Genomic DNA, 14,549 nt, shown 5'->3' with positions numbered 1-14,549 from the left:
ACGGCCGGTGAAACCCGACCGCGAAAAGACACCGGAACTCCGGCATCCGTGACTGGAAGCGGCCAGCATGGCCGCGGCCGCTTCCGTCGTTCAGGATCCGCGGACCGTCAGAATTTCTGAGCGGCTTCGAGAACCTGCTTGCCGAGGGGGCCCGCTTTTTCGACGAAGTTGTCGTAGACCGGCTGGCTTACGCTTTTCCAGGCAGTCATTTCTTCTGCGGTCGGCGTGTAGATGGTCATGCCGTTCTGTTCCGAAATCTCGTAAGCTTCGGCTTCGATCTGGGACATCCGATCCCGCACATCGGCTTCCGCCTTGAGGGCAGCAGCCTCGATGATCTTCTTGTGCTCATCCGGCAGGCCGTTCCAGAAATCGGTGTTCACCACGACGATGAACTCGATATCCGCGTTGTTGGTCACGGTGATCGTGTCCATGACTTCCCAGAGCTTGCGGGATTTCACGCCGGAAACGCCGGTCATGCCGATGTCCACGGTGCCGCGCTGGTAGGCCAGATACTGTTCGGAACCGGAAATCAGCGTCGGCGCACCGCCGGCAACCGTGACAAAATCGCCAAGCGTCTTGCCGAAGACGCGAACCTTCTTGCCTTTCAGATCTTCCGGGGTTTTCAGCGGTCCGCCATTGGACAGCATGATGGAGCCGCCATAAGCCTGCCACCACAGAACAGTGGAACCGGTTTCCGCGATTGCCTCATCCAGCGGTCCGCGCACGGGAGATCCCTTGGCTACGGCTGCACGAACCTTTTCTTCCGTGTCGAACAGGAACGGCTGATAGAAAACGTCGACGGCAGGAATGTCGCCGACATAACGCGTCAGCGACGCAACGCCCATTTCAATGGAGCCGCTGCCGACGGCTGCCGGAACTTCGTTGTCCTTGTAGAGCTGAGCGGAATCGTAGATCTCCACGGCAATGTCGCCGTTGGAGTTTTTCTCTACTTCTTCCTTGAAAAGCTGCAGATTCTGGCCGAGGTGGCTCGTCAGAGGCAATTGCAGCGAAATGCGCAAGGTTGTGTCTGCTGCTTGTGCCGAACCGGCTGCCAGGCCAAGCGCCATTGCCGCGCCAAGCGCCCAGGAAAGTACTTTCATGTTTTCCTCCCAAATTTATGAAATCACTCTGGCAAAGCCTCCCGGTCCGGTCAACATGAACTGGCGTATAGGTGTGTTTTAGAAGCAGTTTTGCCGATCGCCCGCAGGCCAGCCACCCTGCCGGTCATTCCAGGCGATTGGCAGGCTCAAATTCCGTTGGCCTTGCTTTTTGCGGTGCACAGGCAGATAACGACAGTCTTTTGACACACACGCCTGCTGTCCTGACAGCCGACCGTTGCGGACGTCCAGTCTATGAATTATCGCGCCATTGCTTTGCCAATCGGACGATTGCTCATCCTGATTTCAGTTCTGATGATCGTTCCGGGTATCGCGGATGTGTTCGCCAGAAACTCGGACTGGCAGGTCTTTCTGGTATCGGCCCTGGTTCTTGGTACCGCGGGCTTGCTCATGACCATGGCTTTCCAGGGAGAACAGCCGCCGAGCCACTTTCGCGAAGCGATCCTGTTCGTCAACGCCGCCTGGTTCACCTTCTCCTTCGCCGGCGCCGTTCCCTTCTACTTCAGCGGCCTCGGCATCAGCTTCACAGACGCCTTCTTCGAGACCGCCTCCGGCCTGACCACAACCGGTTCAACAGTCCTGACGGGTCTCGATACGTTGCCGCCGGGTATTTTGCTGTGGCGAGCCTTGCTGCAATGGGTTGGCGGCATTGGCGTGGTTGCTATCGGGATCTGGCTTCTGCCGGGTTTGCGCGTTGGTGGCAGCCAGCTCTTCGCGCTGGAATCGTCTGAAAATACCAGCAAGCCCTATGGTCATGTCGGCCCATTCGTCTACCGGCTCCTGGCCCTTTATGCCGGACTGTCGATTGCCTGCGCCACGCTCTACCTGCTGTGTGGAATGACCTTTTTCGAAGCGGTGATCCATTCCATGACCACCGTCTCGACGGGAGGCTTCTCCACGTCCGACCAGTCCTTCGGCCAATTCGACGGCCTCGCCGTTTACTGGGTCGCCTCGGTGTTCATGCTGGGATCCGCCGTGCCGTTCCTCTATCTGATCCGGAGCATCGAGCGACGGCATTGGGTAAAAGACGTCCAGATCATGCTGCTGCTTGCCATTGTCGCCGCAGCTTCGATCAGCGTGTTCCTGTTCGAGCGGTTCATCGGACATGACACGCCGTTCCAGATGTTCACATTCGCGGTCTTCAACGTGGTTTCGGTGATCACCACCACCGGCTATGCCGCCAACGACTACCTGCAGTTCGGTCCGCCCGTGATCGCGATTTTCTTCGTGCTGACGTTCTTCGGCGGCTGCAGCGGCTCCACGTCCGGAGGCTTCAAGATGTTCCGGATCGCAATTCTGGGCAGTTACATCCAGGGCCTGTTCCGACGGATGATCCGACCACACCGGGTGGTCGAGCCGAAATACCAGGGCCGGGCCGTGTCAAATCCGGTTCTGGAAGGTGTACTTGTCTTCGCCGTTCTTTATGCAGGCGCTTTTGCAGCGTTTTCGCTGGTCTACATGATGCTCGGTCTTGATCTCGAGACGGCGCTCAGCGCCTCCATCACAGCCCTTGCGAATGTCGGTCCCGGCGTTGGCGATACGATTGGTCCGTCCGGTACGTTCCAGTCCCTGCCGGATCTCGCCAAATGGTTCCTGGCGGTTCAGATGATCCTCGGTCGACTGGAAATCCTGGCAGGTATCCTGCTCCTGACGCCGGATTTCTGGCTGGACTGAAGCCTGGCCCGGCCGGATTGGCTCAATTGTTCGAGTAAAGTTCGCAAATCCCCTTCAAAACGGAAAACCACCGCCGGCGTGACCTTACCGACGGTGGTCTTGTTCGGGCAATCTGGCTGCTGACGCAGCCGACGGGGGGTTTGATTGCCCGAAGCCCGGTTACGGCTGGACGGAGGAGAACTCTTCCGGATCCAGAAGGCTGTCCTGATTGCTGTCAGCCGCGTTGAATGCATCTTCGGAAAGGGTCGGGACGGCTGCCGCGATTTCCTCGAAGCTGACATAACCGTCCTGATCGAGATCCACCGCCTCGAACGACATGCCCTGGGCAAGAGCTGCGGAAGACGCGGTAAAGGCACCGATCAGAAGAGCAGCAGTAAGACGTTTGGACATGATATGACCTCCAATGGTTTGGGTCTTGTCAGGTGTCCCGTGTGCCATTCGGCTTTGGGCTCACCTGTCGTTCCGTCCGTTCGCCAGGCCCCTGCGACCCGTCGAACCGGAACGAGACAAACACTGCGGGCCGATCGCGACCGGCAAAGGGCAGCTCTTTGAAACCTTCGCGGCAATGTTGTGTTCCGCCATGGGGATCAGCCACAGGTCGGTCAAACTACCGTCATTTTTAACGATTTTAGGCAGTTCTGGGGCTTCCGCTGGAAAAACCAGTCTGAATATCTATTTGATTTTATTTATAAATTCGAAACAAACTGGTTGAAACGGCTATCCATGCTTCGGTTCGCGACCAGTCCTGCAAACCGAAGCAATGCCAATCCCGGTCTGATTGCCGTTCCCTGAAACGGCAGGCTTTGATCAGGTGTAGTCGCGCGAGCCGAAGATGGCGGATCCGACACGCACATGCGTGGCCCCAAAGCCGACCGCGACCGGATAGTCGGAAGACATGCCCATGGAAAGCTGCTCAAGACCATTGCGGGCGGCGATTTTTTCCAGAAGCGCGAAATGTTCGCCCGGTGCTTCGTCGACCGGCGGAATGCACATCAGGCCGACAATGTTGAGCCCGACATCTTCCTTGCACTCTTTCACGAAGGCATCGACATCCTTCGGTGCGATGCCTGCCTTCTGGGGCTCTTCACCCGTGTTTACCTGAATGAAACACGGCAGATCCCTGCCCTGCTTTTCCATCTCGGCTTTCAGTGCCCTTGCGATTTTCGGCCGGTCAACCGTATGGACGACATCAAAGGTCGTGACCGCTTCCTTGGCCTTGTTGGATTGCAGCGGGCCGATCAGATGCAATTCGATGCCATCAAAGTCCTCGCGAAGCCCCGGCCACTTGTGCATGGCTTCCTGCACCCTGTTTTCGCCGAAAACCTGCTGACCTGCCTCAAGCACCGGGCGGATCTCGTCCGCTTCGAAGGTCTTGGAAACCGCAATCAACGTTACCGACCCCACCGGCCTGCCAAACTCGGCTTCGGCACTTCTGATATCTGCCTGGACGTTTGCCAGTCGGTCTGCTGCGGAGGTCATCAGTTGGTCCTTCAAATTGTAAGGTGCTCTGCCGGATCGCGCGTTCCTTCTCATAGGCCCGGTCGCCCCTCGATCTCAAGTGGTCTTTGCAAAGACCCAAGCAACCTGGCGTGACTGCACAGCCGGTGAATTTTCACGCCAGGTATTCAATCAGGTTCACCTTTTCCTAGAGGTTTGCCGATAGTGTCTCGCCGCTTGCATCAAATGAAGATGGAGGGCCCGGTGTGAGGCAACTCGGTTCATTTATCTGCATACTGATGTTGTGCTGCTTTCTGTACGTTCCTGCATCGCGGAGTGAAACCTTCACGTTCGCGGTTGGCGAATGGCCGCCTTTTATTGGCGCGAAGTCACCGGGCTTCGGAAGCCACACCCAGATCGTCAGGCGCGTAATCGAAAAAGCCGGGCATCAGGCGAAATTCGACTTTCTGCCCTGGCAGCGATCGTACCAGATGGTCAGGAACGGGACTTACGCCGCAACCTTTTCCTGGTCCTACACGGATGAACGAAGCGAGGAATTCTATTTTCCCGAACGACCCGTCGGACTGGCAACCTACGTACATTTTTACAAGAAAGACCGGTTTCCGGACGGCATCGGGCCACTGAGCTTCGATGATCTTCGCAAGGAAGGGCTCTCCGTGGTTGCGGTCAGAAACTACTGGTATGAAGACATGCTGGAGGCTGCGGGTGTAACTGTTGAATATGTGTCGACGGAACAGCTTGCCTGGTCGATGCTTCTGCACGAACGGGCCGATGTCTATATGGAGAGCACGGAAGTCGGCATGATCCGGAAGGCCGTGTTCCTGGGTGATGAAGCAAGCCTGCTCGTTCACTCCCCGACCTTCCTGGAAGTGCCCATGTATCCCATGTTCAGCAGGAAACACCCGGACGGACGGCGCCTGTTGGAAATCTGGGAAGCTTCAAGCCCGCCTGATCCCGAAACAACGCCGGAAGCGGCCATCCGATAGCTTTACGAATGCGGCGTTGCGAAATAAACAGGCATCTGCAAGATCAATCTCTTCTCACATGTTGACCCCGGACACGATTTCTGGTGACAGTCCGGCAGTCAATCTTTCAGGAAATCCGCCGGATCCGGCGGCAAGAACAAACGGCACATTTGATGGCAACGGAACGGTACAATGCGCGCGAAGTCGAAGCGCGCTGGCAAAAGGTCTGGAACGACAAGGACGTCTTCGTCACCCACAACGACGATCCCCGCGACAAATACTATGTCCTTGAAATGTTCCCCTATCCGTCCGGCCGCATCCACATGGGCCATGTGCGCAACTACGCCATGGGCGATGTTGTTGCCCGTTACAAGCGCGCCAAGGGCTTCAACGTCCTGCATCCGATGGGCTGGGACGCTTTCGGCATGCCGGCGGAAAACGCGGCTATGCAGAACAAGGTTCATCCCAAGGACTGGACCTACGAAAACATCGCCACCATGCGCGACCAGCTCAAGATCATGGGCCTGTCTCTGGACTGGAGCCGGGAATTCGCGACTTGCGACGTCGCCTATTACACCCAGCAGCAGCGGCTTTTCCTGAAGTTCCTGGAGGCCGGCCTCGTCTACCGCAAGAACGCCAAGGTCAACTGGGACCCGGTCGACATGACGGTTCTGGCCAACGAACAGGTAATCGACGGTCGCGGCTGGCGCTCCGGCGCTCTTGTTGAGCAGCGCGAGTTGACCCAATGGTTCTTCAAGATTTCCGATTACTCGGAAGACCTGCTGGAGGCGATCGACACGCTCGACCGCTGGCCGGACAAGGTGCGCCTGATGCAGAAGAACTGGATCGGCCGCTCCGAAGGCCTGCGTGTGCGCTTCGAGTTCACCGAGGCTGCACCCACCGGCGACAAGACGCTGGAAATCTTCACCACCCGTCCGGACACGCTGTTCGGTGCGTCCTTCATGGGCCTGTCGCCGGATCATCCGATCTCGACCAAGCTGGCGGAAAGCAATCCGGAGCTGAAAGCCTTCATCGAAGAGTGCCGTCGGGTCGGTACATCCGAAGAAGCAATTGAAAAGGCAGAGAAAAAAGGCCTCGATACCGGTCTGCGCGTCAAGCACCCGCTGGATGCCTCCATCGAGCTGCCGGTATATGTCGCCAACTTCATCCTGATGGACTATGGCACCGGTGCCATCTTTGCCTGCCCGGCACATGACCAGCGCGACCTGGACTTCGCCCGCAAATACGGCCTGCCTGTCACGCCCGTGGTACTGCCGAAGGATGCCGATCCGGCAACCTTTGATGTAGCCGACGAGGCTTTCACCGACGACGGCACCATCTTCAACTCCGACTTCCTCAACGGCCTTTCCATTCCGGACGCCAAGGAAGCAGTGGCGAAGAAGCTGGAAGAGATCACCGTCGACGGCGCATCCCAGGCAGAACGCCAGGTGAATTACCGCCTGCGCGACTGGGGCATTTCGCGTCAGCGCTACTGGGGCTGCCCGATCCCGGTCATTCATTGCGACGATTGCGGTGTGGTACCGGAGAAGGACGAGAACCTGCCGGTCCAGCTGCCGGACGACATCAACTTCGACAAGCCCGGTAATCCGCTCGACCGTCACCCGACCTGGCGCAACACGTCCTGCCCGAAATGCGGCAAGCCTGCCCGCCGCGAATCCGACACCATGGACACCTTCGTGGACAGTTCCTGGTACTTCGCCCGCTTCACGGCGCCGGACTGCGATCAGCCGACCGACCCGGAAGCCGCCAACGGCTGGCTGCCGGTGGACCAGTATATCGGCGGTATCGAGCATGCCATCCTGCACCTGCTCTATTCCCGTTTCTTCACACGGGCGATGCAGAAGGTCGGTGCGCTTGATCTGAAGGAGCCGTTCAAGGGCCTGTTTACACAGGGCATGGTCACCCACGAGACCTATCGCGTCGGCGAAGGTGCGAACGGGCGCTGGATTGCCCCGTCCGAGATCCGTATCGAGGATGTCGACGGCAAGCGCCGCGCGGTTCTTGTCGAAACCGGTGAGGACGTTGCCATCGGCTCCATCGAGAAGATGTCGAAGTCGAAAAAGAACACTGTCGATCCGACCGACATCATCGACACCTACGGCGCCGATACCGCCCGCTGGTTCATGCTGTCCGACAGCCCGCCGGAGCGGGACGTGATCTGGACCGAGGACGGCGTGCAGGGTGCCTGGCGTTTTGTCCAGCGCGTCTGGCGCCTGATCGGCGACATTGCCGACAAGATCGAACCTCGTGGCGGCAAGGCACCGGAAGTTGACGGCAAGGCGCTTGATCTGCGCCGGGCCAGCCACAAGACCCTGGCGGCCGTTTCCGCCGATCTGGAAGGCCTCGGCTTCAACAGGGCCGTGGCCCGCCTCTATGAGCTGGTCAACACCATCAGCAAGGTCTTCAACGAAGGCGACGCCGATGCCGGCACCGAATATGCCGTACGTGAAGCAGCCGACTACCTCGTGCAGATGATGGCTCCGATGATGCCGCACCTGGCAGAAGAATGCTGGTCTGCACTCGGCCACGACAATCTGATTTCGGAAGCAAGCTGGCCGCAGGCCGACGAGGCCCTGCTGTCCGACGACACCGTTACCTACCCGATCCAGATCAACGGAAAGAAACGCGGTGAACTGACGATTGCAAAAGAGGCTTCCAAAGACGAGGTCGAAGCGGCTACCTTGGCCCTCGACGCAGTCAAGAAGGCTCTTGAAGGCAAGGCGCCGAAGAAGATCATCGTGGTACCGCAAAGGATCGTGAATGTCGTTGTTTAACAACCTCTTCCAGAGCAGCGGCGCCTTGCGGCGCGCTGCCCTTTGCGCCGGACTGGCAGCTGCCATGGCTCTGGGCGGATGTCAGGTCCGCCCGCTTTACGGCAGCAGCACGGGCGACTTCGGTTCCCAGCCTTCTCCCGTGGCGGCGGAACTTGCGGCGATCGACCTGGAATCCATCTCCAGCCAGTACGCCAACGACGATGCATCGCGTGTTCTCTACAATGAACTGACCTACCGGTTCGAACGTGGGGCCGGCTCGGGTGCCAAGAAATATCGTCTCAAGGTGTTGATGGACATCGGCAGCTCGGAAGTCGGTGTTGAACAGTTCTCCGACGTGCCTTCCGCCTACACGACCACGATGAACTCGACCTTCGTCCTGAGCGATCTGGCGACCGACGAGACCCTGATGACCGGCCGGGCGTTCAAATCCGCTTCCTACGACTTCTCCAACCAGCGCTTTGCCAACACCCGTGCCTATCGTGATGCGCAGGAACGTGTTGCCAAGGCAGTTGCTGACGATATCGCAGCCCGGATTGCCGGCTATTTCGCCAGCCAGTCGTAACACTGACCCCGGAGGCAAACGGCCGTGACCGTCCTCAAAGCCGCGGAGATTGACCGTTTCGTCGCCAATCCCCCGGAGGCTGGCGGCGTTGTCCTGATCTTCGGTCCGGATACCGGACTTGTATCGGAACGCGCCACCCGCCTCGTCAACAAGGCCTCCGAAGGCGAAAGCGATCCGTTCAATCTGGTCAAGCTTGATGCGTCCGATCTCGGTTCGGATCCGAATCGGCTGATCGACGAAGTTCTGACCGTTCCGCTTTTTGGTGGTCGCAGGATCGTCTGGGTGAAGGATGCTTCCTCCCGCAATCTCAATCCTGCAGTCGAACCCGTTCTGAAGCTGGACGACTGGCAGACGCTGGTGGTCCTTGAGGGCGGCGACATCAAGAAGGGCGTCGGCCTCAGAAAGCTGATCGAACCGCACAAACGCGCCGTTGCGCTGCCTTGTTATGCCGACAACGACCGGGGCATCGACCAGTTGATCGACGAGGAAACCCGCGAAGCCGGTCTTTCGGTTACCCGGGAAGCCCGGGCAGCACTGCACAGCCTGCTGGGCGGTGATCGCATGGCCAGCCGCGGTGAGCTGAAAAAACTCTGCCTCTATGCCCTCAACAAGGGCCGGATCGACAGCGAGGATGTCGAGGCTATCATCGGCGATGCATCCGCCTTCGAAATGTCGGAGCTGATTGATGCTGCAGCATCGGGAGACCTTGCCTTGCTGGACCACGGGCTGGAACGGCTTGCGGAAGCCGGCTCCAAGGCCTCGGTGATCGCCAACCAGACATTGAAGCATTTTCAACATTTGCACCGGATGCGAATCGATATCGAACAGGGCAAAAACGCTCAGGCCGTCGTCGATGGACAGCGACCGCCTATCTTCTTCTCCCGCAAGCCGAAATTCACCCAGCAGCTGCGGATCTGGTCCCTGACGGATCTGGAACGCGCCATGGACATTCTGAGCGAGGCTACACGCATTTCCCGCCTCAACGATGCCCTTGGTGTACCCGTCCTCTCCGAAGCCCTCCTGAAGCTCGGCAGAGCCGCCAGAGCGCGACAACAGCGGCGCTAACGAGCTTACCTGCTCCTCTCCCTGAGTCTCCCTGTATTCTTGGCGTTCGCTCACACGCCTCCCTCATCCTGAGGAAGCGCGCAAGCGCTGTCTCGAAGGATGGGCGGCAACCACCGGGACATGTCGGCCATTCTGCGAGACGGGCCTGATGACAGTCCTCGGGATGAGGAATGTTGGGATTACAGGCTGGCAAAATCAAAACAAAAAAGCCGGAGCAATAATCGCTCCGGCTCTAAAATTTAAAATAAATTCAATATTTTAGCGCGTCTCAACGCCCAGCTTCTTGCAGATCTCGTCGAGCTGTTCCAGCGACGTGTACTTGATTTTCAGGTCGCCCGATTCCTTGCCCGGCTTGTGGCCGACGGTGACTTTCAGACCGAGCGTGTCGGTGAGGCGCTTTTCCAGAGCCTTGGTGTCGGCGTCCTTCGGGGCCTTCTCGGTCGGGGTCTTCTGGCCCATCAGTTTGGCGAGAGCATCCGGGTCCTGGGCGATCTTTTCGGTCTCGCGGACGCTGAGGCCTTTTTCGACGATCAGATCGGCAAGTGCACTCGGGTCATCGATGGTGATCAGCGCCCGGGCGTGGCCGGCCGTGAGCAGGCCTTCGTGCAGATAGTCCTTTACCGAATTCGGCAGCTTCAGCAGGCGCATGGTGTTGGCCACGTGGCTACGGCTCTTGCCGATCACCTTGGCGAGTTCACCCTGGCTGTAGCTGAACTCGGCGGTAAGCTGCTCATAACCCATCGCTTCTTCGATCGGATTGAGATCGGCACGCTGGACGTTCTCGATAATGGCGAGCTCAAGCGCTTCCTGATCGGTCACGTCCCGAATGATAATCGGTGCTTCGTGCAGCCCGGCCCGCTGTGCGGCCCGCCAACGGCGTTCGCCGGCGATGATCTCGAAACGATTGGCCTTCCCTGCTGCCGGACGTACAAGGATCGGCTGGACGATGCCTTTTGCCTTCAGCGACTCGGAAAGATCCGCCAGGTCTTTCTCGGTGAAGGTTTTGCGCGGGTTGCGCGGGTTGGGCTCCAGATGTTCGATCGGTACCCTGCGGGAGTCGCGAATGATCTTTTCCGGCGGTGCGGCCGCTTCGGGAGCCGAATCCCCGATCAGCGCCGCCAAACCACGGCCCAAACGCTTGTTCTTGACGTCTCTTTCCGCCATACCGCACCTTTTTCTTCTTATATTTCAATAGGATATAGCATGGCGACTGTGCCTCTTCGCCGCCATGCATCAAGGCTCGCCAAAACGGAGCCGAATCGATCGGGCTTTATGCCGCGACGCGTCGCAGTTCGCGCTCACGCTGGATGATTTCAGACGCAAGCCGCAGATAGGCCTGGCTGCCGGCGCATTTCAAATCGTAAAGCAGCGCCGGCTTACCATAGGACGGAGCTTCCGAAATGCGAACGTTGCGCGGAATAATCGTTTCATAAACCGCGTCACCCATGGTTTCGCGCACATCGGCGACCACCTGGCTGGAGAGGTTGTTGCGGCTGTCATACATGGTCAGAACGATGCCATGGATGCTGAGTTCAGGATTAAGCGCGTTCTTGACCTGCTCAACCGTGCTGAGCAGCTGGCTGAGGCCTTCAAGCGCGAAGAACTCGCATTGCAGCGGCACCAGGATGGAGTGCGACGCAGACAAGGCATTGATCGTCAGCAGGTTCAGTGACGGCGGACAGTCGACCAGCACGTAGGTAAAGCCGATCTCCTGGAACAGACGCGAATGGGTCAGGTTTTCGATGGCACTGCGCAGGCGGAACGCCCGGTCACCCGTGGAGGCGATTTCCAGCTCGAGGCCTAGCAGATCCATTGTGGACGGCGCCACCCATAGACGTTGCACCGCCGTTTCGCGAACGGCCTCTGCAAGGGAGCAGTCACCACTCAGGACTTCATACGTCGACAGACCACGGTCACGATGTTCGATACCCAGACCCGTTGAAGCGTTACCCTGCGGGTCGAGGTCAATCACCAGAACTTTTTCGCCAATCGCCGCAAGCGCCGTGCCGAGGTTAATGGCGGTCGTGGTTTTGCCCACCCCGCCCTTCTGATTCGCTAGCGCGAGAACGCGCGGCATTTCGGGAAGCATGCTCATTGCTACAACACCTTCCTGGCTACTCCGGCCGGGCTGAAATATTCGAGAAAAGAAGCATCCGGCTCATTGGATCAACAAGACTGTCTTTTTCTATCATGTCGAACTGCCAACGGGCAGTAGCTTCGTTAACTTCTCGCTGAAAATCCTGACCTTTGTGGAAAACAGCCTTTGCGCCGGCTGCCGTAAACGGCTCTGAAAGCTGAAAAAGCAGATCCAGCGACGCCAAGGCGCGCGCAGAAACAGCGTCCACCTGACCATGCTTCCAATCTTTCGCAACCGATTCGATCCGGCCAGGATGCACTGTCCCCTTGGACCCTGTCTCCCTCAAGGCCGTTCTGAGAAATGCCACCTTGCGCTGGTTGCTCTCGATCATGTGCACATGTGCGTCCGGCTCATCGGCGAGCAGGATTGCGGTCACCACACCGGGAAACCCGCCGCCGCTGCCGATATCAACCCAGGTCCTTGCTTCCGGATAACACCACTGGGTTTGCAGGCTATCGGCCACGTGACGGGTCCAGATATCCGGGATGGTCGACGGTGCAATGAGATTTTGCGCAGGCTGCCATTTCAGAACGAGGTCGACGTAGATCTGGAGTCTATCCAACGTTTCACGTGAAACATCCCCAAACTTATGCACAACCTGTCCAGAGGTATTCAACATCACCGGGCGGCCCATCAGGCAGCCCCTTTCTGGCTTTGGCGCTTCAGATGCGACAGGATCAGCGTGAGCGCGGCGGGTGTCATGCCATCCATGCGAGAAGCCTGGCCAAGAGTGGCCGGACGAATGTCGATCAGTTTCTGGCGTACTTCATTGGAAAGACCAATGATCGCTTTGTAGTCGAAACCATCCGGGATCGACAAGGCTTCATCGCGTTTCAAGGCTTCGATATCTGCCATCTGACGATCGAGGTAAACGGCATAAAGCGCATCTGTCGCAACCTGCTCAGCGATCGCCGGATCAATATCCTTCAGTTCGGGCCAGATGTCCGTCAGGCCCTCGAAGGTGACATTGGGATAGGACAGCAGATCGAAGGCAGACCGGCGAATGCCGTCCTGGTTTACAGGCAGGCCCTTCTTCTGAGCTTCGGAAGGCGTCACGGTCAGTCTCGTCAGAAGTCCCCGCGCGGTGGCGATCCTGGCCATCTTGTCTTCAAAGGCTTCTCTACGTGTGGTGGATACGCACCCAATAGCGATACCCAAAGGAGTCAGGCGCTGGTCGGCATTATCCGCCCGCAGGGACAACCGGTACTCTGCTCGCGACGTGAACATCCGATAGGGTTCGGTGATGCCCCTGGTGATCAGGTCATCGATCATGACACCGATATATCCCTCGGACCGGTCAACCACGAACGGCGCCTTGCCGGCAGCCTTCAGAGCGGCGTTGAGCCCGGCCACAAGACCCTGTGCCCCAGCTTCCTCATACCCGGTCGTACCGTTGATCTGGCCGGCCAGGTAAAGACCCGAGCACCGCTTGGCTTCCAGTGTCGGACGCAGCTCGCGCGGGTCGACATGGTCATATTCGATCGCGTAACCCGGCTGCAGTACCACCACATCTTCCAGACCCGGAATGGTCTTCAGAAACGCTATCTGCGCATCTTCCGGCAACGATGTAGAAATGCCGTTCGGATAGACGGTGTGATCGTCCAGTCCTTCCGGCTCCAGGAAAATCTGGTGCCCGTCCCTGTCGCCGAAGCGAACGATCTTGTCTTCGATGGATGGACAATAGCGTGGCCCCCGCCCCTTGATCTCGCCTGAATACATAGCAGAGCGAGAAAGGTTCTCACGAATGATGCGATGGGTCTCTGGCGTCGTGCGTGTGATGTGGCACGGGATCTGAGGTGTCTCGATCCTGTCTGTCAGGGTGGAAAACGGAATCGGGTCGTCATCGCCCGGCTGCTCTTCCAGCCTGTCCCAGTGGATCGTCCGGCCGTCCAGCCGTGCGGGCGTACCTGTCTTGAGACGCCCAAGATCGAAGCCGATTTCCTCCAATGATTCAGACAGCCCGAGTGCCGGTGCTTCGCCGGAGCGTCCCGCGGGTATCTTCTTGTCGCCGATATGAATGAGGCCTCGGAGAAACGTACCGCTCGTCAGCACGATGGCGCGGCAGTTGATCACCCGGCCATCGGCAAGTTCGATACCCGAAACAGAACGTTTCTCGCTGTCACCCGCAAACCGGATCTTGTGGGCTTCGCCTTCAACGACGCTCAGACCTTCGACAGCGGCAATCTCACGCTGCATCGCTTCCCGGTAGAGCTTGCGGTCTGCCTGCGCACGCGGACCACGCACCGCTGGTCCCTTGCGCCGGTTAAGCATGCGGAACTGGATCCCGCCCTTGTCGGCAACACGCCCCATCAATCCATCAAGCGCATCGATCTCGCGAACGAGGTGCCCCTTCCCCAGACCACCGATGGCAGGGTTACAGGACATCACACCGATGGTATCGAAGCGATGCGTGACCAGAGCGGTCGCGGCGCCAGCACGTGCCGATGCCGCTGCAGCTTCACAGCCGGCATGACCGCCACCAATCACCACCACATCGAATGTCAGGTCCAGTTCGTTCATAGTCTCTACCGCTCACGAAACCCGACAGCAGAGCCTCGGGTCCGGGTTTTTCCGGTTCGGTTTTCGGGATCTTTCTCCGGCCTAGGCCAGACTATCACAGGCCGCGCAAACCGGCACTTGTTCGCCGAGACTTATACGTGTGACGCAACTGAAGGTCAAAGCGGAATTCCGGTCAGCAGGCAAATCGTCTGGTGGCACAGGTCATTTAGCACCTACGGCAGAGAAAATGATTCACGTGAAACATGTTCCGGTAGA

The 14,549-nt window shown here is 58.5% G+C and carries 12 protein-coding genes; 5 read left to right on the top strand and 7 right to left on the bottom strand.

Features of this window, described 5'->3' with window-relative positions:
* Window positions 1–107: 107 nt before the first annotated feature.
* Complete coding sequence (gene dctP, locus ACP90_RS00900) at window positions 108–1,100, bottom strand: TRAP transporter substrate-binding protein DctP (protein WP_023002477.1); 993 nt, start codon at window positions 1,098–1,100, stop codon at window positions 108–110.
* Window positions 1,101–1,352: 252 nt separating this feature from the next.
* On the opposite strand from dctP, the gene ACP90_RS00895 reads away from it, so the two are divergent.
* On the top strand, window positions 1,353–2,792 hold the full coding sequence (locus tag ACP90_RS00895) for a TrkH family potassium uptake protein (RefSeq protein ID WP_062486033.1): 1,440 nt from the start codon (window positions 1,353–1,355) through the stop codon (window positions 2,790–2,792).
* 159 nt (window positions 2,793–2,951) lie between these two features.
* On the opposite strand, the gene ACP90_RS00890 is transcribed toward ACP90_RS00895, so the two are convergent.
* Window positions 2,952–3,182 carry a hypothetical protein gene (locus ACP90_RS00890; RefSeq protein ID WP_023002475.1) on the bottom strand — a complete coding sequence of 77 codons (231 nt, stop codon included), beginning with the start codon at window positions 3,180–3,182 and terminating at the stop codon, window positions 2,952–2,954.
* A gap of 417 nt (window positions 3,183–3,599) precedes the next feature.
* Window positions 3,600–4,271, bottom strand: coding sequence for a YggS family pyridoxal phosphate-dependent enzyme (locus tag ACP90_RS00885; RefSeq protein ID WP_062486030.1), 672 nt, complete (start codon window positions 4,269–4,271; stop codon window positions 3,600–3,602).
* Window positions 4,272–4,528: 257 nt separating this feature from the next.
* Here ACP90_RS00885 and ACP90_RS00880 point away from each other — a divergent pair, with 257 nt between their 5' ends.
* The 4 genes from ACP90_RS00880 to holA all read left to right on the top strand — a co-directional run bounded on the left by ACP90_RS00880 (window position 4,529) and on the right by holA (window position 9,637).
* Window positions 4,529–5,236, top strand: a complete 708-nt coding sequence (locus ACP90_RS00880) for a transporter substrate-binding domain-containing protein (RefSeq protein WP_062486027.1) — start codon at window positions 4,529–4,531, stop codon at window positions 5,234–5,236.
* Between the two features lie 152 nt (window positions 5,237–5,388).
* A complete protein-coding gene (gene leuS / locus ACP90_RS00875; RefSeq protein WP_062491227.1) occupies window positions 5,389–8,010 on the top strand; it encodes a leucine--tRNA ligase in 2,622 nt (873 codons plus the stop codon).
* Entirely contained in the window at window positions 7,997–8,572 is a 576-nt protein-coding gene (locus ACP90_RS00870) for a hypothetical protein (RefSeq protein WP_031269989.1), read from the top strand. The genes leuS and ACP90_RS00870 overlap by 14 nt, the downstream gene beginning before the upstream one ends.
* A 24-nt stretch (window positions 8,573–8,596) precedes the next feature.
* Window positions 8,597–9,637, top strand: coding sequence for a DNA polymerase III subunit delta (gene holA / locus ACP90_RS00865; protein WP_055660240.1), 1,041 nt, complete (start codon window positions 8,597–8,599; stop codon window positions 9,635–9,637).
* A 258-nt stretch (window positions 9,638–9,895) separates the two neighbouring features.
* Here the strand turns inward: holA and ACP90_RS00860 are convergent, their stop codons facing one another.
* The 4 genes from ACP90_RS00860 to mnmG form a co-directional block, all read right to left on the bottom strand.
* Window positions 9,896–10,801, bottom strand: coding sequence for a ParB/RepB/Spo0J family partition protein (locus tag ACP90_RS00860; protein ID WP_062486024.1), 906 nt, complete (start codon window positions 10,799–10,801; stop codon window positions 9,896–9,898).
* 106 nt (window positions 10,802–10,907) lie between these two features.
* The gene (locus ACP90_RS00855; protein ID WP_023002468.1) at window positions 10,908–11,732 is read right to left on the bottom strand and encodes a ParA family protein; all 825 of its coding nucleotides are present in this window, start codon (window positions 11,730–11,732) and stop codon (window positions 10,908–10,910) included.
* Between the two features lie 19 nt (window positions 11,733–11,751).
* Window positions 11,752–12,393, bottom strand: a complete 642-nt coding sequence (gene rsmG, locus ACP90_RS00850; RefSeq protein ID WP_031269986.1) for a 16S rRNA (guanine(527)-N(7))-methyltransferase RsmG — start codon at window positions 12,391–12,393, stop codon at window positions 11,752–11,754.
* 14 nt (window positions 12,394–12,407) lie between these two features.
* Window positions 12,408–14,294 carry a tRNA uridine-5-carboxymethylaminomethyl(34) synthesis enzyme MnmG gene (gene mnmG / locus ACP90_RS00845; protein WP_062486020.1) on the bottom strand — a complete coding sequence of 629 codons (1,887 nt, stop codon included), beginning with the start codon at window positions 14,292–14,294 and terminating at the stop codon, window positions 12,408–12,410.
* Window positions 14,295–14,549 lie beyond the last annotated feature (255 nt).

Origin of the sequence: Labrenzia sp. CP4 (assembly GCF_001579905.1) — a bacterium.
GTDB lineage: Bacteria > Pseudomonadota > Alphaproteobacteria > Rhizobiales > Stappiaceae > Roseibium > Roseibium algicola.
This window is presented reverse-complemented; position numbering and strand designations above follow the sequence as displayed.

Excerpts from the sequence above, each read along its gene's own strand:
- ACP90_RS00860 (WP_062486024.1), bottom strand. The coding sequence starts at position 10,801 with ATGGCGGAAAGAGACGTCAAGAACAAGCGTTTGGGCCGTGGTTTGGCG.
- ACP90_RS00890 (WP_023002475.1), bottom strand. The coding sequence starts at position 3,182 with ATGTCCAAACGTCTTACTGCTGCTCTTCTGATCGGTGCCTTTACCGCG.
- rsmG (WP_031269986.1), bottom strand. The coding sequence starts at position 12,393 with ATGTTGAATACCTCTGGACAGGTTGTGCATAAGTTTGGGGATGTTTCA.
- ACP90_RS00855 (WP_023002468.1), bottom strand. The coding sequence starts at position 11,732 with ATGAGCATGCTTCCCGAAATGCCGCGCGTTCTCGCGCTAGCGAATCAG.
- dctP (WP_023002477.1), bottom strand. The coding sequence starts at position 1,100 with ATGAAAGTACTTTCCTGGGCGCTTGGCGCGGCAATGGCGCTTGGCCTG.
- leuS (WP_062491227.1), top strand. The coding sequence starts at position 5,389 with ATGGCAACGGAACGGTACAATGCGCGCGAAGTCGAAGCGCGCTGGCAA.
- ACP90_RS00880 (WP_062486027.1), top strand. The coding sequence starts at position 4,529 with ATGTTGTGCTGCTTTCTGTACGTTCCTGCATCGCGGAGTGAAACCTTC.
- ACP90_RS00895 (WP_062486033.1), top strand. The coding sequence starts at position 1,353 with ATGAATTATCGCGCCATTGCTTTGCCAATCGGACGATTGCTCATCCTG.
- ACP90_RS00885 (WP_062486030.1), bottom strand. The coding sequence starts at position 4,271 with ATGACCTCCGCAGCAGACCGACTGGCAAACGTCCAGGCAGATATCAGA.
- ACP90_RS00870 (WP_031269989.1), top strand. The coding sequence starts at position 7,997 with ATGTCGTTGTTTAACAACCTCTTCCAGAGCAGCGGCGCCTTGCGGCGC.
- mnmG (WP_062486020.1), bottom strand. The coding sequence starts at position 14,294 with ATGAACGAACTGGACCTGACATTCGATGTGGTGGTGATTGGTGGCGGT.